The sequence below is a fragment of the Azospirillum sp. TSO5 genome, assembly GCF_003116065.1.
Lineage (GTDB): Bacteria > Pseudomonadota > Alphaproteobacteria > Azospirillales > Azospirillaceae > Azospirillum.
The window spans coordinates 46,106-66,338 of sequence record NZ_LGQY01000077.1; the positions used below are offsets into that span (position 1 = coordinate 46,106).

Consider the following 20,233-nt stretch of genomic DNA (forward strand, 5'->3'; position numbering starts at 1 on the left):
GTGCATGCTCCAGCCGCTGGAGAAGCAAGATGTTTTCCACGCTCGCCGCCGTGCCGTTGACGGTTGTTCGCACGCGGCTGTGCAGGATATCATCGGTGCGATGATCAGATTTCGCCGCCTCACCCCTGTCCTGCTGCTCCTGGGCTTCGTGTTTGGATTGGCCCTTCCGCTCTCTGGGCCATCCCTGTGGCCGGCTGTGGCAGGGGGCGCAACGTTAATATGCTGTCCGGAGGACTGCCCCTCCAGCGGTGGCGGCGCGGCACGCAACGAAGGCGGACCGGTCTTCACCTGCGGCCATGGCGGAGCCTGCCTGATGCTGCCCGCTTGGCAGAAGGTGACCGCGCCGACCGTCGCCATGGCAGCCCGGTTCCTTCCCATACCGTCCGACCCTGATAAGGGCCGCTCGTTCGCTCCCGATCAGCGCCCGCCCATCCGGGCTGCCGTCTGAACGTTCGGGTTCCGGGCGACAGCCCACCCCTGGACCGGGCCACCATGGCCTCTCCCGATATCCCAGCGCCTTTCGGACGGCCTGCCGCCCGCTGCGTCCGCCGTTCGTCAAACGGAAGATCCGAATCATGCTTTGCAGCCGCGCAGTCCGCGCCACCATTATGTTTGCCGCCCCCTTGACGGTTTGGGTGTTCGCCGGAGACGCTTCGGCGCAGGCATCGGCCAGTCCAGCCCAACCGCAGCCAGTCTTCTACGAGCGTGTACTGGGTGACCCCAAGGCACCGGTCGAGGTGATCGAATATGCATCGCTGACCTGCCACCATTGCGCCACCTTCCACAACACGGTGCTGCCGCAGGTGAAGAGGGAACTGGTCGACACCGGAAAGATTCGCATCGTCTACCGGGACTTCCCTCTCGACCGCATCGGGCTGGAGGCCGCCACCCTGGCCCGCTGTGTGACGCCTGAACGCTACTTTCCCCTGCTGGAGGTTCTCTTTTCCAGCCAGGACGGCTGGGCGCACGCCACCGATCCGGTGGAAGCGCTCACACGGATCGGCGGACTTGCCGGCCTGTCCCGCACGGCTTTCGAGAAGTGCCGGAACGACCAAGCCCTGCAGGACGCCATCCTGCAGTCGCGCATGGGGGCCGAGCGGTTCCATGGCGTCGACTCCACGCCTTCCTTCGTGATCGGCGGCAAGACCTACAAAGGGGTCCTGCAGTTCGGGGAGTTCCGGAAGGCCGTGGAACCCTTGCTGCCGATGCCTTGAACGGCACCAAGGTCGGCTGGCGGGCCGATTGCCCTCTCCCTTCAACTTGCTCACAGGAGCATCGAGCATGAAGACCATCCTCGTGGCTGGCAGCATCGTCCTCAGCTTGACCGGCCTAGCCGGCACCGCGCCGGTGAGCGCCGGCGATCTTTCGGTCGAGCGCGCCTGGGCGCGTGCGACCATCCCCTCCGCGAAGACCGGCGCCGTCTATTTCACCATCCGCAACGCCAGCGCGCGGCCTGACCGGATCTTGGCCCTAGAGACCACGGTCGCCGCACATGCGATGCCGCACCAGACCGTGCAGGAAGGCGACGTCTCGCGCATGGTGGAGGAAAATTCCCTGAACGTTCCCGCCGCCGGAGTGCTGGAGTTGAAGCCCGGTGGGACGCACGTGATGCTGATGGATCTGAAAGGCGGCCTGAAGCCGGGCCAGTCCTTCACCCTGAACGTCACTTTCGAGCAGGCGGGGACGATTTCCGTCCCGGTCACCGTCGGGCGTGCGGGCGCCATGGGGCCGGAATGACCGCGCCATGACCTGGATCCGTCGAATCCGCGCCACCCTCTGGGTGGCAGCCGGTGTTGCCCTCATGGCCGTCTATGTTCTGGCTTGGCGGCAACCCGCAAGTGTAGAGACCCGCAACGGGATGGTGCCGGGTCGCTCGATGGCCGAAGGCGCCCGCTGGCAACTTCTGGATGACCAGGGACGTCCGTTCGTTCCCGATGATCTTCAAGGGCGTCCGACGGTCATGGTCTTCGGCTTCACTCACTGCCCCGACATCTGTCCGACCTCGCTGTCCTACCTGGCCGGTGTGCTCCAGTCACTCGGACCGCGGGGAGACGCCATCCAGCCGCTGTTCCTGACCGTGGATCCGGAGCGCGACAGCGTTGCGGTGATGGCCGACTATACCGACCTGTTCGACCCCCGTATCCGCGGGGTGACCGGCGCACCGGATCAGATGTCGGCGGCATTGAAGGGGCTTGGCGTCTATGTCCGCAAGGTGCCGCAGGACGGGGGGTACGGCATGGACCACAGTGCAACCATCCTGCTGATCGACTCGCAGTCGCGCCTGCGCTCGACGCTGGACATCCATGAGGGAGCGGAGGTTGCCGCCCGGAAGATCGAACGGCTGCTTGTTGCAGAAGCCAGAAGCCGTTGACTTAACGTTGGTGTATGGAGGCATTGCCGAGGCATTTTGCGGAGGGCTGAGGTGCCGTGTAGAAGGGCATCCTCCGGGAGAATTTCTGGGTGTTCCTGCTGTTGGTGACCATCGGAAAGGCTGCCCGTTACGTGGCACTGGTGGTCGCTGTCTATCCCCTATTGCGTGCAGTCGAGGACCAATCATGTCGTCTTGCCCCTGCGGCTCCGGCCGTTTCTTCGAAGAGTGCTGTGCTCCTATCCTTGCCGGGGAGCCGGCACCGACCGCTGAAGCCCTGATGCGGTCCCGCTACACCGCCTTCGTCCGCCACGACCTGGAGCATGTCGAGCGAACCCATGCTGCGGAAATCCGCGAGGACTTCAACCGTGGCGAAGCAGAACGGGTGGCGGACGAGTCCGAGTGGCAGCGGCTCGACATCCTGCGCGCCAACGAGGAGGGTGACGTTGGAACGGTGGAGTTCCTGATCCATTTCCGTCGCGACGGCAACGATATGCGCCACCACGAGCGGGCGAGCTTCCGCCGGGAGGACGGGCACTGGCTCTATGTCAGCGGCGAGGTGAACCCGAAGGGGGAACCGCGCCGGGTGATCAAGGTCGGACGCAACGAGCCCTGCCCCTGCGGGTCGGGCAAGAAATACAAAGCCTGCTGCGGCAAGTGAGGGAAGAGCCGCCATGGAACCGCATTTCTCCTGCACCGCCTGCGGCAAGTGCTGCCACGGTTGGCTGCCGCTGACACTGAACGATGCCGTCGCCCACGCCGGCCGTTTCCCGCTGGCCATGGTGTGGACGCCGGTGCGCTCGAACGCCCGCTCCTATGACCTGACGACCAGGTTGGGCTCCACGGTGCGCCTGCCCAACCGCAAGACGGTGGCCGTGCTGATCGTGCCGACCGCCTATATGCCGACCTCCTACCCCTGTCCCGAGCTGCGCGAGGACGGGCTGTGCGGCATCCATGAGGACAAGCCGTCGCGCTGCCGCACCATGCCCTTCTATCCCTACCGCGAGGAAAAGGATCAGGCCGACCTGCTGATCCCGCGCAAGGGCTGGCAATGCGACGTGTCGGAGGCGGCGCCGGTCGTCTACCGCGACCACGCCATCGTCGACCGCGGCGACTTCGACCGGGAGCGGGGTGACTTGCGCGATCAGGCGCCGGTGATCCAGCGCTATGCGGACTATGTACTGAAATACATGCCGTGGATCGTCGATGAGTTGGCGAAGCTGGCGGCCAAGCCGACCGGCGGCAATCTGGTCACCAGCCTGTCTTCCTTCCTCATCGCCACCCGCCGGTCAGATGCCGCGGAGATTGCTGCGGCCCAAGTTCCCTTGTTCCAGGCGATGGCGGAGCGGACGAAGGGCGATCCGGCGCTGCGCGACTACCACCGCAACTACAGCGGATGGGCTAAGGAGATGGAGAGCTTGGCGCGACGCAGGCTTGGCAGCTGAACATTTAACAGGGCGAACGACGCCCATACCATGTTCTTCACTCACACTGGACGGTGAGCGTTGAGAGACAACGATGGTCTACCGCGTCTCGAGAGACTTCTAGGTTTTCTGTTCCGCTGCTTCCTGAACATCCATTACCGAGGACGCACATCGCTCTCGCCTCGTGAGTTCTATTTTTGTTTCAGCATCCCGGACAATCTGATCACTTTCGTGTAGTGACCCCTTTCTTGCGCGACTATCAGCTGCGCGCCAGGCGCTACCACCGCCATGCCGTAATGATATAATTCATATCATATTCAGCGGTCAACAAGAATATGATTACGGTGTTATCATGAATATCATGACGGCCGAGTGTCCAGATGACCCGTACAGCAAGCGAGCGTCATCGCCTTCTCAATGTAATTTTAGGGTATACCCATACGATACGGCGTCGTGAGACAATTCTCAGCGTCTCATTTGGATGGATTTCGCCTGAGTGAGACGTTACCGTTTGCTGGTTTAGAAGCAAACGAGACGATTCATGGCGATCTACGGCTACGCCCGCGCCTCCACGCTGGATCAGGACGTGGCGATCCAGGAGGAGGCGCTTCGCCAAGCCGGCTGCGAAGTCATCCGCTCTGAGAAGGCGAGTGGCACGACCCGTACCGGCCGGTCGGAGCTCGCCTTGCTCCTCCAGTTCCTACGCCCCGGTGACACGCTGGTGGTCACCCGCGTCGATCGCCTGGCACGCTCGATCAAGGATCTCCAGGACATCGTGCATGAGCTGCGCGCCAAGGGGGTCGCCCTGAAGGCGACCGAACAGCCCATCGACACCACAACCTCGGCCGGCAAGGCATTTCTCGACATGCTCGGCGTGTTCGCCGAGTTCGAAACCAACCTGCGCCGGGAGCGCCAGATGGAGGGCATCTCGCGCGCCAAGGCCAAGGGAGTCTACAAGGGCCGCAAGCCATCGATCGACCCGGCGGAGGTCTGGCGCTTGCGGACCGAAGAGAAGCTGGGACCAACCGCCATCGCCCAGCGACTCGGGATCGGGCGCGCGTCCGTCTATCGGGTGCTCGCTGGTGCCGACCGACCCTGATGCCGGTCAGCTTTCTCACCCCGGAACAAGAAGGGCGGTACGGCCAGTTTCCGGCCGAAGTGTCTGCCGAGCAGTTGGCCCGGTTCTTCCACCTTGATGACGCAGATCGCGTGTTCATATTGGCGCACCGCGGCACCCACATGCGGCTTGGTTGCGCCGTTCAGCTCGGCACGGTGCGGTTTCTCGGAACGTTCCTTGAAGATCCAGGCAAGGTACCGCCGGGTGTCATCGGCTTCCTTGGCGACCAACTTGGCGTGCCAGTCAACGGAGCGCTCGATGCGTACCGGGCCAGCCAATGGCGTTGGCGTCACCCGGTTGAAATCCGCAAACGCTATGGCTACCGGGATTTTTCGGACTCCGCCGCGCAATGGCGCCTCCAGCGATGGCTCTACGCGCTGTGCTGGACGGGGACAGACCGGCCGACGGCCCTGTTCGACCAAGCGACGGCCTGGCTGGTAACGCACAAAGTGCTGCTGCCGGGGGCGAGCGTGCTCGAACGGACCGTCGCGCGGGTGCGGTCTCGTGCCAACAGCCGCCTGTGGCGCCTGCTGGCGGCCCGGATCACGCCCGAGCAGAAGGCGCGGCTTGACGCTCTGCTGGTGGTGCCGGAGGGTGGGCGACAGAGCCCGATGGACCGGCTCCGCTCGGGGCCGACCCTGCAAAGCACCAACGAATTGGTGCGCGCGATTGAGCGCCTCGACGAGGTACGGCACCTCGTGGCTGGTCTACCGCTCACCAGCCATCTGCCGAAAGTCCGCATCATGTCTTTGGCGCGGTTCGCCGGCGTCGCCAAGGCCCAGGCGGTCGCCCGGTTGCCGGACGAGCGCCGCGCCGCCACCCTGCTGGCGTTCATTCGGACGCTTGAGGCGAGCGCGCAGGACGATGTGCTCGACCTGTTCGACCTGCTCGTCACCCGGATGTTCGTCGATGCCGTCCGTAAGGGCCGGGAGGCGCGGTTGCGCAGCCTGGGCGACCTTGACGCTGCCGCCCGCATCCTGAGCAGGGTCTGTGCTTTGGTGCTCGACGGTGATGTTGGCGACAGTGATCTGCGAACCGCCGTTTTCGGGGCTGTGCCGCAAGCCGCCCTGGAAGCCGCCGTGGCTCAAGTGGACAGCCTGACCAAGCCGCCGGACGATCCCTATCTCGACGAACTTCTGGCGCAGCACCGCCGCATCCGGCGTTTCCTACCGCACTTCGTGCGTGTGGTCGGCTTGGGCGCCATGCCGACTGGCCGGCCTGTGCTGAAGGCTCTGCACCACCTCCGGACGGTTGGGGAGGGCAATGCACGCGGTGCGCCGTGGCCCACGGAGTTCGTGCCGAAGTCTTGGGAACGCCGGGTGATCCGGAACGGCGTCCTTGACCGGCGCGCCTGGACCCTGTGTCTGGTCGATCGGCTGCGCGGCGCGCTCCGTCGCCGCGACGTGTTTGCGACGCCAAGTCTGCGCTTTGCCGACCCCCGCATCGGCCTGCTCGACGGCGCCGCTTGGGAGGCCGCGCGGCCAACCGTCTGCCGCACGCTGGGAAAGTCGCAGAATGCGGGTGAAGAGATCGATCAACTGACCGAGCGGCTCGATCAGGCGTTCCGAACGGTGACCGACAACCTTCCTCAAAATGCCGGCATCCGCCTCGAACGGAATGGCACCGACGAGGACCTGGTGCTGACCGGCCTCGACCGCCTCGACGAGCCGGCCAGCCTCGTTGCTCTGCGGGAGGCCGTGACAGCGCGCCTGCCGCGTGTCGATCTACCGGAATTGCTGCTGGAAATCGATGCCCGGACCGGCTTCGCTGGCGCCTTCACCCATGCCAGCGAAGCCGAGGCGCGGGCGCAGGATCTGCCGACGACGCTGTGTGCCATGCTGCTGGCCGAGGCATGCAACACCGGCCTGGAACCGCTGGTGCGCCCGGACCTGCCGGCGCTCCGGCGGTCGCGCCTGAGCTGGGTTCGGCAGAATTATCTGCGGGCAGAAACCCTGACCCTGGCCAATGCCCGCCTTGTCGCCGCCCAGAACGGCATCGACTTGGCGCGGCGGTGGGGCGGCGGCGATGTCGCCTCCGCCGACGGGCTGCGCTTCGTGGTACCGGTGCGCACCATCCACGCCGGCCCCAACCCGAAGTACTTCGGCTCCGAACGCGGCGTCACCTACTATAACCTCGTGTCCGACCAGTTCACCGGCCTGAACGCCATTACCGTGCCCGGCACTCTGCGCGACAGCCTGGTGCTGCTGAGCGTCGTGTTGGAACAGGAGACCGATCTGGAGCCGACCGAGATCATGACCGACACCGGCGCCTACACGGACGTGATCTTCGGCATCTTTTGGCTGCTCGGCTACCAGTTCAGCCCGCGGATCGCCGATGTCGGCGGCGCCCGATTCTGGCGGACTGATCCGGCGGCCGACTACGGCCCCCTCGACAAGCTGGCCGCGCACAAGGTGAGGACGGGCCTCATCGCCGAGCATTGGGACGATCTGTTGCGCCTGGCCGGCTCGCTCAAGCTGGGCCTCGTGCAGGCCGGCGGGCTGATGCGGACGCTCCAGACGAACGACCGGCCAACCCGGCTGGCACGGGCGCTGGAGGAACTGGGCCGAATCATCAAGACGCTCTATCTGCTGGCCTACATCGACGACGAAGCCTATCGCCGCCGCATCCTCACCCAGCTCAACCGAGGTGAGGGCCGCCACCAACTCGCCCGCGTCGTCTTCCATGGCAAGCGGGGCGAACTGCGTCAGCGCTACCGGGAAGGTCAGGAGGACCAGCTCGGCGCCCTTGGTCTGGTCGTCAACGCCATCATCCTGTGGAACACGATTTACATGGACGCCGCGCTTGACCAACTGCGAATGGAAGGTTTCGACGTTCGCAACGAGGACGTGGCCCGCCTGTCGCCGCTCGCCCATGAGCACATCAACATGCTTGGCCGTTACGCCTTCACCCTGCCCGAGCCAGTGGCTCGGGGTGAACTGCGGCCACTGCGCAGTCCGGTGGCCTTGGCCTATGAGGACGCCTGAATGGTAACGCCGTCAGCCAGCATCCGCCGCGGCCTTACCTAGGTTTTCTGTTCCGCTGCTACTCGGCCCCCTAAAGCCGGGCGATGGCGCCGGCCGGCAGGGTGCCCACCGCCATCCCCACCACGAAGATGGAGATCGGCAGCGTCGCCAAAGCCGGGCTGGGCGCGAGCGTGTTGCCGACAATGGCGCCCGTTGCATACACGACCACCGCGTTCGCGCCAGCGAGCGCCTGCGCGACGGCCAGTCTCAGTACATTGCCCAACTCATGCTCATACAGGCTCGTGGGTGTGAGCCCGGTCTCGGTGCTGGCTCCGGCATGAGACATGGGATTCCTCAGGCTTGCGTTGGTCGGCAATGTCGATGGGCGATTGATCCAGGAGTAATGGCCGCTCACTATGAGCGAAAATGGTTTGTTCTCATGGATGAATGAGCAGGAGTCATGGATGCTTGATCGCCAGCTTCTTGCGACCCTTCGGGAAGTGGACCGCCTTGGCAGCGTCACCGCCGCCGCCAACCGGCTGAACGTCAGCCAGTCGGCGTTGAGCCACATGATCCGCAAGTTCGAGGAGCGCACCGGCATCGAGATCTGGATGAAGAAGGGGCGCAGCCTTCGCTTCACCCAAGCGGGGGAACATCTGCTGGCATTGGCACAGCGCGTGCTCCCGCAGATCGAGCACGCTGAGCGGGTTCTAGGCGACTTCGCCTCCGGCCGGCGCGGCGCGTTGCGCGTGGGAGTAGAATGCCATCCCTGCCAGAAATGGCTGATGCGGATGACGGCTGCCTACCTCGCGCAGTGGCCGGACGTGGATTTCGACGTCCGCACCGCCTTCCGCTTTGACGGTGTCGCCGCGCTGCTGGACAACGAGATCGACCTCTTGATCACCCCTGATCCGGTTGATCTGCCAGAGATTCGCTTCACGCCGGTGTTCAACTACGAACTCGTCCTAGTTGTGCCAGACGTGCATCCCTTGGCCGCGCGCGGCGTGGCGCTACCGCAAGACCTCCTTGGCGAAGACCTGATAGCCGTACCGGTCAGTCTTGAGCGGCTCGACGTTTACACCCGCTTCCTCGTGCCGGCTCATTGCCGGCCGCGCCGCCACAGGACAGCAGAGACAACCGACCTGATGCTGCAGCTTGTCGCCGCTGGACGCGGGGTCACTGTTCTGCCGGATTGGCTCGTGAGTGAGGAAGGTTCAGACCTGCCGATTCGCGCCGTACGTCTGGGGCCTCACGGGATCAGCAAAAGCATCAATCTCGGCATCCGCCGTGGTGAAGAAGGGGTCGACTACATCGCTGGTTTCCTTGCCCTGGCGCGGCTTTTGGCGCAAGCCGCCCCTTAGACCCTTGGAGGGCCTTCCGTTCTGCCCGCCAGTCGGCCGATTGGCGGACATGGTCGATGACCCTTGACTGGTCGACCTTGCGACACAAGCGGACCAACAGCAGCCCAATATCCGGCGTCCCCTTTTGTATCTTTGGCATCAGCTAAGGAGGGCTGATGATGGCGGACACCCGCCGAGATTTCCGCCAAAGCACCGCATGAGGGAAAGAGGGTAGCCGTCACTCCGGCCATCGGCATGCCAACGCGTCGAAACCCAAGGCATTTCTTCCTCTTTCATTTTTATAGACGATCGGTCTAAATTCGCCGGCATGAACACAGCCGATCTCCCCCCCGAGCGCCGCCGTCGAGGACGCCCGCCAAAGCAGGATGGGGCTCACCAAGCCACACGAGAAAGACTCATCAGGACTGGAGTGGCCATACTGACGGAGAAGGGCCTTTCCGCAGTAGGCATCGAAGAAATCCTAATAGCCGCCGGTGTGCCGAAGGGATCGTTTTATTATTATTTCGGCAGCAAGGAGGAGTTCGGCGGCGTTCTCATTGTGGCCTACGCAAGCTATTTCGCCAGAAAGCTTGACCATTGGTTCATGAACGAGGCGCGCCTTCCGCTGGAGCGCCTTCGTGATTTCATCGAGGATGCCAAGGCCGGCATGGCCCGGCATGGCTTTCGCCGAGGATGCCTTGTGGGCAACCTTGGCCAGGAGATGGGTACGCTTCCTGAGCCGTTTCGCGAAAAGCTGCATGACGTCTTCCTGGACTGGCAGGCACGGACGGCCCGCTGTCTCCAGGCGGCGAAGGAGGCTGGCCAAATAGCGGCCCACGAGGATTGCGACCATCTCGCCGCGTTCTTCTGGATCGGATGGGAAGGCGCCGTGCTGCGCGCGAAGCTGGAACGGAGCCCGGCCCCTCTCGACGCGTTCGCCCGTGGGTTCTTCGCCGCGTTGCGGCTTTGACCCTCAAATAGAATCAACTCGCTGGAGAATTCGATGTTTCAGGCCATCGTGATCGACAAGGACGGCGGGGGCATCCGCGCCAGCCTGTCCGACGTCGACGACCAACAGCTGCCTCCGGGCGACGTGACCGTCCGCGTTGCGTACTCGACGCTGAACTACAAGGATGCTCTGGCCATCACAGGGAAGGCCCCGGTCGTCCGGAGCTATCCGATGATCCCGGGCATCGACTTCGCCGGCGTCGTCGAGCATTCGGACCACCCCGCCTACAACGCCGGCGACAAGGTCGTTCTCAACGGCTGGGGCGTCGGTGAGCAGCATTGGGGCGGCCTCGCGGAACGGGCGCGGGTCAGCGGCGACTGGCTCGTCCCTCTGCAAAGCCCGTTCACGTTGCGTCAGGCGATGGCCATCGGGACGGCCGGCTATACGGCCATGCTCTGCGTCATGGCGCTTGAGTGGCATGACGTCAGGCCGGACAAGGGGGAGGTCCTCGTCACGGGCGCGGCCGGCGGGGTCGGCAGCGTTGCCGTCGCGGTGCTGTCGAAGCTCGGCTACGACGTCGTGGCTGTGACCGGCCGCCCGGAAGAAGCGGGCTACCTCAGGGCGCTGGGAGCGAAGGATGTCCTCGATCGCGCGCAATTCACCGAGCCCGGAAAGCCGCTGGCCAAGGAGCGTTGGGCCGGCGCTGTGGATGTCGTGGGTGGCCAGGTCCTTGCAAATGTCTGCTCGGCCATGAAGTACCGCGGCACGGTGGCCGCCTGCGGGCTCGCTGGCGGCATGTCGCTGCCCACGACCGTTGCGCCCTTCATTTTGCGCGGGGTGACCCTGGCCGGCGTCGACAGCGTCATGTGCCCCAAGGAGCTGCGGATCGAGGCGTGGCGACGCCTGTCCGAAGATCTTGATCTGAACAAGCTGGAGGGGCTGACGGAGCAGGTCGCCATGTCGGATGTCATCCCCGCGGCCGCGCGTTTGCTCGACGGCCGAATTCGCGGCCGTGTCATCGTCCCGCTTGGGACACAGCCGGCGTAAAGCGTCCCCAGGCGCTATCGCCGGTCTGGTCCGCCTGGGCATTTCGAGCCCGAAGCCGTTCCTGACCCTCACGCCAGATCGCCCGCGAAGCGCGTCGCTGCGCGTGACAAGAAGCGCGTCCTCACTTTCATCCGCCGGCCTTTGCCACGCCCCAATCGGAGACAGGTCCCATGACCAGCACCGCCCAAACGTCGATCAGCCGCTTTCCCGTCCCCGCCCTGTCGGACATGCCGGCGGACATCCGCGACCGGCTGCTTGCCGTCCAGGAGAAGTCCGGCTTCATCCCCAATGTCTTCCTGGTTCTTGCCCACCGACCCGAGGAATTCCGCGCCTTCTTCGCCTACCATGATGCCCTGATGGACAAGCCGGGCAATCTGAGCAAGGCCGAGCGTGAGATGATCGTGGTCGCGACCAGCAACGCGAACCAGTGCCAGTACTGCGTCGTCGCCCACGGCGCCATCCTGCGCATCTGGGCGAAGAACCCCCTGATCGCCGATCAGGTCGCCATCAACTACCGCAAGGCCGACATCACGGAACGCCAGAAGGCGATGTTGGATTTCGCGATGAAAGTCGCCTTCGAGGCTTACGCGATCGGAGACGACGATATCGCCACCTTGACCGGTCACGGCTTCGACCGGGAGGACGTGTGGGACATCTCCGCGATTGCCGCGTTCTTCGGAATGTCGAACCGCCTGGCGAATGTCACGAGCATGCGGCCGAACGACGAATTCTACACGCTGGGCCGCTAGAGGCCCCGACGACAAACCTGCATCGCGGGCCGAGGCCGACAGGAGCGGTCGCGGAACGGAGGCTTCCGCTTCCGTTCCGTCGCCCCTCACGCCCCGCCGCTCAGCGATAGCGCAAAGGCAGGTTCGCCTTGGATTCGGTTATGACGCGGGCGAGCGCGGCGGCGAGCCGCCCGCCGCTCTGGTCCTGCCTTTCCAGAAGCACGATGCGCCGGATCATGTGAGGCTCGCCGAACGGCAAGCAGGTCAGGGGCAAGCCGGAGCGGACTTCGTCCGAAAGGGGGGCAACGGCGACGCCGAGCCCCTTTTCGACCATGCGCAGGATGGCCTCTTGGCTGTCCAGCACCATCTCCTCCCGGACGTCCAGCCGCATCCGGCGAAGCTCCTGGTCGATCATGCGGCCGGCCCACGCCCGGCTGTCGAAGCGGATGAACGGCAGTTCGCAGAGCAGCGCGCGCAGGCTCCGGTGATCGTTCCCGGACGGCGCGATCAGCCAGAAGCGGTCCTCGTACAGCGGAGTCCAGACCAGATCCGCTGGATGGGGCCGGACCGGCTCGGTCGTTACGGCCGCGTCCAGTTCTCCCGCGGCAACCTTCAAGGCCAGTTCCGCCGACATGCCGGCGGCGACATGGACACGAACGCGCGGATGGGCACGGTTGAGGGCGGCCAGGGCTTCCGGCAGGACATCGGACAAGGCGGTCTGGATGGCGCCGACCTTCAGACGCCCGGCAAGGGAGTGCTCATCGCCCAAGGCTGTTGCGATCTGGTCGTACAGCGCGAGCACCTCCTGCGATTTTTCCAGAACGATCCTGCCCGCGTCGGTGAGGGCCGGCAGCCGGCGCGACCGGTCGAAGAGCTGCGCGCCGAACTCCTCTTCGAGCGACTTCACCTGCAGGCTGACGGCCGACTGCGTCAGTCCAACGGCTTCGCCGGCGCGGGCGAACGAGCCGTGGCGGGCGATCGCCTGTAGAGTGCGAAGGGCACGAAGGGACATGGCGGGCTCCTTGCCTTGGAGGGGCGCCTTGTGGATGCGTGCGGTCCCGAACGACAGGTCGTCCCGGTTCCCGCGAGCGACGGGCACCATCGTTGTATAAGAATATCTCATCGGAATAATGATAATTAAGCATTTTTCCTCCTTCATCAGAGCGGATAAACATCCGCTCGTCATCGCTCGATGAGAGACCTTGTGGCCTTGGAGGCGGTTCTCCGAGGTGACGGGGCCCTGTCGGGATGGGCCGTAGGCTTGCGGCATCTTCGTTGCGAGGAGTTCGAGTTGACGACCGTAGAAGCCCTCATCGCGTTCACCCTGGCGGCCGGGTTGGTGACCGTGACGCCGGGGCTGGATACGGCTCTGGTACTGCGAACCGCCACCGTCGAAGGCGGCCGGCGGGCCTTCCTCGCGGGCATCGGCATCTGCGCCGGGTGCCTCGCATGGGGGCTCGTTGCGGCGTTCGGCCTGGGCGCTCTTCTGGCCGCATCGGAGGCCGCCTACACGTCCCTGCGGTGGGCGGGAGCGGTCTACCTGCTCTACCTCGGTGGCCGCATGGTGCTCAAGGCCCGCTCCGGGCTGGACGGAATGGATCCGGGCGAGGGCGTCAAGCCGGACGCGTCGCCGAGCGGATGGCTGATCCGGGGCTTCGTCACGAACATCCTGAACCCCAAGGTCGGCGTGTTCTACGTGACCTTCCTGCCCCAGTTCGTCCCGGCCGGGGCCGACGTGCTGTCCTTCACCGTCCTGCTCGCCGCCGTCCACGCTGTCGAAGGTATCCTCTGGTTCGCGGCGCTCATCGCGGCCACCCAGCCACTGGCGGCGATGCTCCGTCGTCCTAGCATGGTGCGTGCGCTGGACCGCATCACAGGAGGGGTGCTGATCGCCTTCGGCCTCAAACTGGTTTTCGACCCTCGGCGCACCTGATTCCGGGAGTGGCTCTCTCGTCGATGCAGCGCCGAGAGGCCCATCCTGCGCCGACGGAACGTCGCGGAGAACCGCTCCCACGCTGGAGCGGACCAAGCTGGCGCTCGCGTTCGGCGAGCCGCTGGAGGCCGAGAACGACGCCTTGCTCTTGGAGGATCTGATCTTGCGCTGCCACTGCCTGCCGTCGAAGCCGTCGACGGCGATCACCCCCACGCCCTACGGGGCGAGCTCTACCCATATGAGGCGGCTGTACGGCGCCACAGACGCCGCGAGCGTCGAGGACGGGGGCCGGCGCATCGTTGCGGCTCCGGGAGCGCAGGCATGACAGACGATATCCTGCTGGCCCTGCTGCCCATCATTCTGCTGATCGGGCTCGGCAAGCTGCTGCAGTATTGCTGCTTCCTCGACAAGGGCTTCTGGCCCCAAGCCGAGCGGCTCGGCTATTACGTGCTGCTCCCCTGCCTGTTCTTCCACGGTCTCGCGACCGCGCGCCTGGATTCGCTGCCCGTCGGCGAACTTGCCCTGACGCTAATCCTGTCGACGGTCGTCGTCGCCGCCCTAGTCATCCTCTTGCGTCCGCTGATGAAGGTGGACGGCCCGGCCTTCACCTCGGTGTTTCAGGGGAGCGTGCGCTTCAACAACTACGTCGGCGTGACCCTCGCCGCCGGGATGTTCGGCGCGAAAGGCATCGCGCTTGCGGCGATCTGCAACGCGGCGATCGTCCCGACGGTCAACATCCTGTGCGTGCTGGTGTTCGCCCGGCACGGTTCGGCGAAGCTGAGCGGCCGCGGTATCCTCAAGCAGCTTGTGACGAACCCGTTGGTGATGGCGTCCCTCGGCGGCATCGTGTTCCAGACGCTCACGTTGGGCGTCCCGCCGGGGCTCGATCCGGCCATGCGGACGATGGGCGCCGCTTCGCTACCGCTCGGTCTTCTTTGTGTCGGGGCCGCATTGGAGTTCAGCACCGCACGACAGTGGATCGGCCCGGTTGCCTCGTCGTCCGTCATGAAGTTCCTGGCGATGCCCGTCGCCACCGTTTTCGCGGCCATGCTGATCGGACTGAAGGGACCTGCCCTAACAACGGCATTACTCTTCCAAGGTCTTCCGACGGCTTCCTCCGCCTACATTCTGGCGCGGCAACTCGGCGGCGACGCTCCCCTTATGGCGGGCATCACCGCGACGCAGACCGTCCTCGCTCTGGTGGCGATCCCTCTGGTTCTGGTTGGTATCACGAGCTGGGTAGCGGTTTGACGCTCTCGCTATTTGCCCTCCTGGAGATCCAACTCACAATACAGCGTCCCGTTCTGTAACACCGGTTTGGGACGGAGTTGATCCTCAGACGGTAAGTCCGTCCGCTTTGCGCCAACAGCGGAAGCGTGAAGGTCGTGTCCGTCAAACGGCCCGATACTGTTGGCGAATCATTTGAAACGAATTGAGCAGGAAACTGTACACGAATAAGGCAGGGTCGGTTGGTTAAGCGGCCAGTGTGGCAAAGCGGGAGCGGCGGGTCGGGGCGAGTGGCCGCCCTCGCAGCCAAGCGGCGATCCGGTCGAGGTTGAGGGCCGCCGCAATGGCCACGTGCTGAAGATGGGCCTTAGCGATGCCCCTGTACCGGGCACGTCGTAGCCCGAAGCCGCGTACCGCTTGTGACAAGGTGCCTTCAACTCCCTGACGCAAGGCGTAGAGTGGCTGTTCGCTGTCTGTCTCCTTCCGGGCTCGGGCGGCCGCCAACGCCTCGTGCTCGTCGCGCGGGCGTAGCCTGAGATTGCGCCCCCACTTCTCACCGGTCGCTCGGGTGCATTGCGCGCGCGCCTCGCAGGCCCGACAGTCGGCGGGATTGAACCGGATCTTGACGTAGGGGCTCCCCGACTTGTCCCTGTAAGCGCGCCAACTCTGACTTTGTTTGTCGCTTGGGCAGATGGCGCGGCTCGCTTCCCAGTCGATCCGGAAATCGGCGGCGCGGAAGCTGCCGCCCTGGCGCTGCTGCCAACTCAGGTTCTTCCGGGGTGGGCCGACGAGGTCGATTGCGAACACCTCCCGGGCTGTCACGAGGTGGGCCGCGCTGACGTAGGCCGAATCCACCAGATGGAGCGCAGGCGGGATCCCCTTGGCCGCCAAGGCCATATGGATCGGCTCTGTCCGCGTGGCTTCGTGAACGTTGGCCGCAGTGGTGTCTGCATGCACGATCAAGCGCGGCGCGTCGTCATCGCAGGTCTCGCTGAGGTGGACCATGTAGCCGGTCCACTCCATGCCGCTCTTGCTGCGGTACCGGGCGTCGGTGTCGTAGGGGGATTCCAGCCTGTCCTCGCCACCTCGCCCGTTTACAAGCCGCAATCTTGCCCGGCCGGCTCCCGATGGATCGCTGCGATCCGGCGTCTTCTCGAAATGGCGGCGCCAGACCGTTCGGAGCGCCTCGACAGTCGGCATGGCCGCCACCCCCGGTGGCGCTTCCGGGCCGTCCAGTGCGGCAAGAAGCCGAAAGCCGTCATCGCCGATCTCATCAGCGAGGGCCGTCCGCTCGGCCGGCGTCTTTGGCAACCTGAAGTCCTCGATCCGCCGGCTGTAGCGTTCATACCAAACCGGGAGCGCCACACCGCGCAGCCACGCGGGGGCCATGGCCGCAAGGGCGTTGAGTGCCGCGCGCAACGTCTCGCCGAGGAGTTCCAATCGGTTCAGTTCCCGGACAGCGGCGAGCACATGGGTCGAGTCCGTCCGTTGTCGCCCGCGGGCCTTGAGCAGGCCCTGCGTCCGGCCGGCATCGAGCACCCGCTCCAGGAGGCGTTCCTCGGCACCCCCGGCCAGCAGCCGACCGCGGAACTCGGTCAGGACGCTGTGATCGAAGCCCGCGTCGGTCAGATCCAGGCCGAGCAGGTACTTCCAGTCGATGCGCGCCCGCACCGCCTCAGCCGCTTGGCGGTCGCTCAGCCCCTCGCGGAACTGCAGGAGCGTCACCAGCGCCAGTCGCCAGGGGGGATAGGTCGGCCGGCCGCGTTTGGGATAGAGGTCATCGAAGTCCTTGTCCACAAAGGCCGGACCGAGATCATCGCGTAGTGTCAGATAAGGATTTCCCCTCGGAAAGGCGGCGTGGGCGACACGGGCGGTTTCTTCCGGGATCGGGGGGATAGACGGGACAGATGGCTGAGCGTGGAGCGACATGGCGTAATCTCCGATCACTTCACCTCCGTCAACCGTTGCTCCCTGACGCCGTCTCACAGCCTGTGCCGCCTAGTCCGTGACGCGGCGGTATGCGGCTAAACCTCAACAAAATCCCAGGTGAATTCGTTTCAAATGATTCGCCAACAGTATCCGGCCCTTTGATGGCCAACCGCCGAAGTGTCCGTCAACCCGCGTTGACGACGGCTTTCCGGACACATAGTTTGTCGGACGGGTTTCCGGACAAACGGAGCGGGCGGTGGCGAACATCGGCTATGCCAGAGTTTCGACCGCTGATCAGGATCCGGCTCTGCAACTCGACGCCTTGGCCAAGGCGGACTGCGAACGAGTCTTTCAGGATCAAGCATCCGGAGCCAAGGCTGATCGACCTGGGCTGGCGGCGGCCATCGCCTTCGCACGGGCCGGCGACAGTCTGGTGGTCTGGAAGCTGGACCGTCTCGGCCGATCGCTGCCGCACCTGATTGAGACCGTGAACATGCTGGAGGCCCGTGGCGTCGGCTTTCGGTCGCTGACCGAAGCGATCGACACGACCACACCCGGCGGCCGGCTGGTATTCCACATCTTCGGCGCTCTCGGCCAATTCGAGCGTGACCTCATCCGGGAACGGACCCGTGCCGGTTTGGTCGCTGCCGTTGCCCGTGGCCGGAAGGGCGGGCGCACGCCAGTGGTGACCGAGGACAAGCTACGCCGGGCAAAGGCGCTCCTCGGCCAAGGCCTTACGGTTCGTGAAGCCGCTGCGCGGATCAAGGTCGGAAAGACCGCGCTCTATGCAGCTCTTGGCGTAAACGGAAGCGAGGATGCTGATCTCTGAACGGGGTTCTTTGTCCGTTCTGCCTTAGGTGCGGTTTTCAGAATGCAGTGATTCGGTTTGCGATGATGAAGATGGTCACCGCGGTGAGCAGGGCGAGGATGATGCGCCACAACCGATCCTGCCATTGATCCAGGCGTTTATTTGCAAGCAGCCAAGCGCATCCGTGCTCGACGATCCATCGATCCTTGCGGAGCCTGAGCTGTGGAGCTCGCGCCACTGGACGCCCTCATGCAGGAGGAAGCGAACCGTTTCGATGACCTCCGCAGTGGGCTTCGGCGGACGCCCAGGGCTGGGACGCCGGTCCTTGATCCGGTCGACAGTCCCCGCCACCGGATCCACAACGGTCGGTCCCATGCCCGCCTCTTTGTGCCGAAAGTACAGAAAACCGGCGGCAGATCAGCAGGTTTCCGCAGGGGGATCATCGAAGGAGGGTCCTGGAGACCGTCTCTAAGGGACTTACCTTAGTCCTCATTAACAGACCTGAAAATCCTTAGTACTATAATGGATATAATTGTGTTCGTGATATAGCGCGACCCTAGCCTTATCGAAGCCGGACGCATGAACACCAACAAACCAACACTCGACGGAGTTCTTCCGTGCTTACTCGCCTTTCGATCTCATCAAAAATTCTGAGCAGCATGGCGTTGTTCACCATTTTGGTTGCGGGGGTCGCAGCCGTTTCTCTTGATTCACTCGGCACCGTCGCGGCCACGACACAAACCATGGCAACCGACGATGCAAAATCTCTGTACTTGGCTGCCACAGCCAAGGAGAAACTTGCGCGCGCTCATCAGCTAACCTATGAGGCTGTTGTTGCGGAAGAGCCAAACGAAATTGCACAGCAATTCCGTGAAGCAGATGCCGAGTTTTCCGAGTTCGATCAGATTATGAAAGAACTTGATAGGTTCATCGAACGATCGCAGGCAACCTTCGACAGCGCAAATGATGCGGCAAACAACTACCGCGCCACACTCAGGGATGTTCGGAAATTCGTGGCGTTGAACCAGGACAATGACGCCAGAACCCTATTGAACATCATCACTGAGTACTATGATAGCTGCAACGCAGCGTTGGACACTCTGGTTAAAGACCAGCAAGACGACCTTGCTTCTTCCGCAAGCGCCGCCAAGACCCTGTATGAGAGCTCATTTGCTCGCACTCTCGCTGGCACCGTAGTCGGAACCATCCTTTTGTTTTCTTTGGCAATTTGGATCATCCGCACTCAGGTAACCGGTCCCTTGAGGCGGATGGTTTCCGTCATGAACGTGCTGGCAAAAGGCGACTTTTCGATCCAAGTCGAAGGAAGCACCCGGGCCGATGAGATCGGGCTGATGGTCAAGACCGTTCAGGTGTTCAAGGACAACGGCCTGGAGATGCGGCGGATGGAAGCTGAGGCAGCCGAGCAGAAGGCGCGGGCCGAGCGAGAACGCAAAGCTGCCATGCTGGCTTTGGCCGACCAATTTGAAGCCAGCGTATTGAGCGTTATCCAAGGTGTGTCGTCGGCAGCAACCCAACTGCAATCGAACGCCCAGAGCATGTCAGCCATTGCTGAGGAAACGGCTCGGCAGTCCACCGCCGTAGCCGTGGCAACCGAGCAAGCGTCGGCCAATGTCCAAACCGTTGCCTCGGCTTCCGAGGAACTGGGTAGTTCGATCTCGGAGATCAGCCGTCAGGTGACCGACTCGTCGCGCATGTCGCAAACCGCGGTGGCCGAGGCAGAGCAAACGAATGCAACTGTTGTGGGGCTTGCCTCAGCGGCCCAACGGATTGGTGATGTTGTGAGCTTGATCCAGCAAATCGCCAGCCAGACGAACCTGCTGGCGCTGAATGCCACCATCGAGGCGGCGCGGGCTGGCGAAGCGGGCAAGGGCTTTGCCGTGGTGGCAAGCGAAGTCAAGCAGTTGGCCAATCAGACGGCCAAGGCGACCGAAGAAATCTCAACACAGATTTCCGGGATCCAGTCTCAGACCAGTGGCGCAGTAGAGGCGATCCGCAACATCAGCCGAACCATCACGCAGGTGAATGAGATCTCCAGTACCATTGCTGCTGCCGTTGAGGAACAATCGGCAGCAACCAAAGAAATTGGACGAAATGTGCAGCAGGCGGCACAAGGAACGCAGGAGGTATCGACCAATATCGTCGGCGTAAGCAGTGCTGCCGAAGAGGCTGGTACTGCCTCCACCCAAGTTCTCTTCGCAGCCAACCAGCTGTCACGCGAGGCTGATCATCTCAGAGCTGAGGTCGATTCCTTCATCAACCGGATTAGGGCCGCGTGACCTGATCCGAGACATCTAAGAGCCGGACTCGGAATCGGCATGGCTGTGGCTATGTCCGGGCCACCCGTCTTGAGAGCAGTTTGACGCTGGCGATGAAGATCCA

The 20,233-nt window shown here is 64.0% G+C and carries 19 protein-coding genes; 16 read left to right on the plus strand and 3 right to left on the minus strand.

Annotation, left to right across the window (positions count from 1 at the left end; all coding sequences use genetic code 11):
• The first annotated feature begins 4 nt into the window (after positions 1 to 4).
• The 8 genes from TSO5_RS20095 to TSO5_RS20130 all read left to right on the plus strand — a co-directional run bounded on the left by TSO5_RS20095 (position 5) and on the right by TSO5_RS20130 (position 7,893).
• Positions 5 to 448 carry a hypothetical protein gene (locus TSO5_RS20095; RefSeq protein ID WP_109153211.1) on the plus strand — a complete coding sequence of 148 codons (444 nt, stop codon included), beginning with the start codon at positions 5 to 7 and terminating at the stop codon, positions 446 to 448.
• A gap of 127 nt (positions 449 to 575) precedes the next feature.
• On the plus strand, positions 576 to 1,214 hold the full coding sequence (locus TSO5_RS20100) for a DsbA family protein (protein ID WP_109153212.1): 639 nt from the start codon (positions 576 to 578) through the stop codon (positions 1,212 to 1,214).
• A 67-nt stretch (positions 1,215 to 1,281) separates the two neighbouring features.
• Positions 1,282 to 1,737: a copper chaperone PCu(A)C gene (locus tag TSO5_RS20105; protein ID WP_109153213.1), complete on the plus strand. Its 456-nt coding sequence runs from the start codon at positions 1,282 to 1,284 to the stop codon at positions 1,735 to 1,737.
• A 7-nt stretch (positions 1,738 to 1,744) separates the two neighbouring features.
• Positions 1,745 to 2,371 (plus strand): SCO family protein, encoded by a 627-nt coding sequence (locus TSO5_RS20110; protein ID WP_109153214.1) that lies wholly within the window; start codon positions 1,745 to 1,747, stop codon positions 2,369 to 2,371.
• A 184-nt stretch (positions 2,372 to 2,555) separates the two neighbouring features.
• Positions 2,556 to 3,029 carry a YchJ family metal-binding protein gene (locus TSO5_RS20115; RefSeq protein ID WP_109153215.1) on the plus strand — a complete coding sequence of 158 codons (474 nt, stop codon included), beginning with the start codon at positions 2,556 to 2,558 and terminating at the stop codon, positions 3,027 to 3,029.
• 13 nt (positions 3,030 to 3,042) lie between these two features.
• Complete coding sequence (locus TSO5_RS20120) at positions 3,043 to 3,813, plus strand: YkgJ family cysteine cluster protein (RefSeq protein WP_109153216.1); 771 nt, start codon at positions 3,043 to 3,045, stop codon at positions 3,811 to 3,813.
• 520 nt (positions 3,814 to 4,333) lie between these two features.
• Positions 4,334 to 4,891 carry a recombinase family protein gene (locus TSO5_RS20125; RefSeq protein WP_098736704.1) on the plus strand — a complete coding sequence of 186 codons (558 nt, stop codon included), beginning with the start codon at positions 4,334 to 4,336 and terminating at the stop codon, positions 4,889 to 4,891.
• Complete coding sequence (locus TSO5_RS20130; protein WP_109153217.1) at positions 4,891 to 7,893, plus strand: Tn3 family transposase; 3,003 nt, start codon at positions 4,891 to 4,893, stop codon at positions 7,891 to 7,893. The genes TSO5_RS20125 and TSO5_RS20130 overlap by 1 nt, the downstream gene beginning before the upstream one ends.
• Positions 7,894 to 7,963: 70 nt before the next feature.
• Here the strand turns inward: TSO5_RS20130 and TSO5_RS20135 are convergent, their stop codons facing one another.
• Positions 7,964 to 8,218, minus strand: coding sequence for a hypothetical protein (locus tag TSO5_RS20135; RefSeq protein WP_247870842.1), 255 nt, complete (start codon positions 8,216 to 8,218; stop codon positions 7,964 to 7,966).
• Between the two features lie 118 nt (positions 8,219 to 8,336).
• Here TSO5_RS20135 and TSO5_RS20140 point away from each other — a divergent pair, with 118 nt between their 5' ends.
• From TSO5_RS20140 to TSO5_RS20155, 4 genes are all read left to right on the plus strand, one after another.
• Entirely contained in the window at positions 8,337 to 9,233 is an 897-nt protein-coding gene (locus TSO5_RS20140; RefSeq protein ID WP_109153235.1) for a LysR substrate-binding domain-containing protein, read from the plus strand.
• A gap of 307 nt (positions 9,234 to 9,540) precedes the next feature.
• On the plus strand, positions 9,541 to 10,182 hold the full coding sequence (locus TSO5_RS20145; RefSeq protein ID WP_109153218.1) for a TetR/AcrR family transcriptional regulator: 642 nt from the start codon (positions 9,541 to 9,543) through the stop codon (positions 10,180 to 10,182).
• 33 nt (positions 10,183 to 10,215) lie between these two features.
• Positions 10,216 to 11,208: an MDR family oxidoreductase gene (locus TSO5_RS20150; protein WP_109153219.1), complete on the plus strand. Its 993-nt coding sequence runs from the start codon at positions 10,216 to 10,218 to the stop codon at positions 11,206 to 11,208.
• Positions 11,209 to 11,378: 170 nt separating this feature from the next.
• Positions 11,379 to 11,957, plus strand: coding sequence for a peroxidase-related enzyme (locus tag TSO5_RS20155; protein ID WP_109153220.1), 579 nt, complete (start codon positions 11,379 to 11,381; stop codon positions 11,955 to 11,957).
• A gap of 100 nt (positions 11,958 to 12,057) precedes the next feature.
• Here the strand turns inward: TSO5_RS20155 and TSO5_RS20160 are convergent, their stop codons facing one another.
• The gene (locus TSO5_RS20160) at positions 12,058 to 12,948 is read right to left on the minus strand and encodes a LysR family transcriptional regulator (protein WP_109153236.1); all 891 of its coding nucleotides are present in this window, start codon (positions 12,946 to 12,948) and stop codon (positions 12,058 to 12,060) included.
• Between the two features lie 279 nt (positions 12,949 to 13,227).
• Here TSO5_RS20160 and TSO5_RS20165 point away from each other — a divergent pair, with 279 nt between their 5' ends.
• Complete coding sequence (locus TSO5_RS20165; protein WP_109153237.1) at positions 13,228 to 13,869, plus strand: LysE family translocator; 642 nt, start codon at positions 13,228 to 13,230, stop codon at positions 13,867 to 13,869.
• Positions 13,870 to 14,190: 321 nt separating this feature from the next.
• The gene (locus TSO5_RS20175; RefSeq protein ID WP_109153222.1) at positions 14,191 to 15,120 is read left to right on the plus strand and encodes an AEC family transporter; all 930 of its coding nucleotides are present in this window, start codon (positions 14,191 to 14,193) and stop codon (positions 15,118 to 15,120) included.
• A 222-nt stretch (positions 15,121 to 15,342) separates the two neighbouring features.
• Here TSO5_RS20175 and TSO5_RS20180 read toward each other — a convergent pair whose 3' ends face one another.
• Positions 15,343 to 17,025 carry an IS1182 family transposase gene (locus TSO5_RS20180; protein WP_109153223.1) on the minus strand — a complete coding sequence of 561 codons (1,683 nt, stop codon included), beginning with the start codon at positions 17,023 to 17,025 and terminating at the stop codon, positions 15,343 to 15,345.
• A 256-nt stretch (positions 17,026 to 17,281) separates the two neighbouring features.
• Here TSO5_RS20180 and TSO5_RS20185 point away from each other — a divergent pair, with 256 nt between their 5' ends.
• Together TSO5_RS20185 and TSO5_RS20190 are read left to right on the plus strand one after the other, a co-directional pair.
• Positions 17,282 to 17,854 carry a recombinase family protein gene (locus TSO5_RS20185; protein WP_109153224.1) on the plus strand — a complete coding sequence of 191 codons (573 nt, stop codon included), beginning with the start codon at positions 17,282 to 17,284 and terminating at the stop codon, positions 17,852 to 17,854.
• Positions 17,855 to 18,450: 596 nt separating this feature from the next.
• The gene (locus tag TSO5_RS20190; protein ID WP_146203815.1) at positions 18,451 to 20,130 is read left to right on the plus strand and encodes a methyl-accepting chemotaxis protein; all 1,680 of its coding nucleotides are present in this window, start codon (positions 18,451 to 18,453) and stop codon (positions 20,128 to 20,130) included.
• Positions 20,131 to 20,233 lie beyond the last annotated feature (103 nt).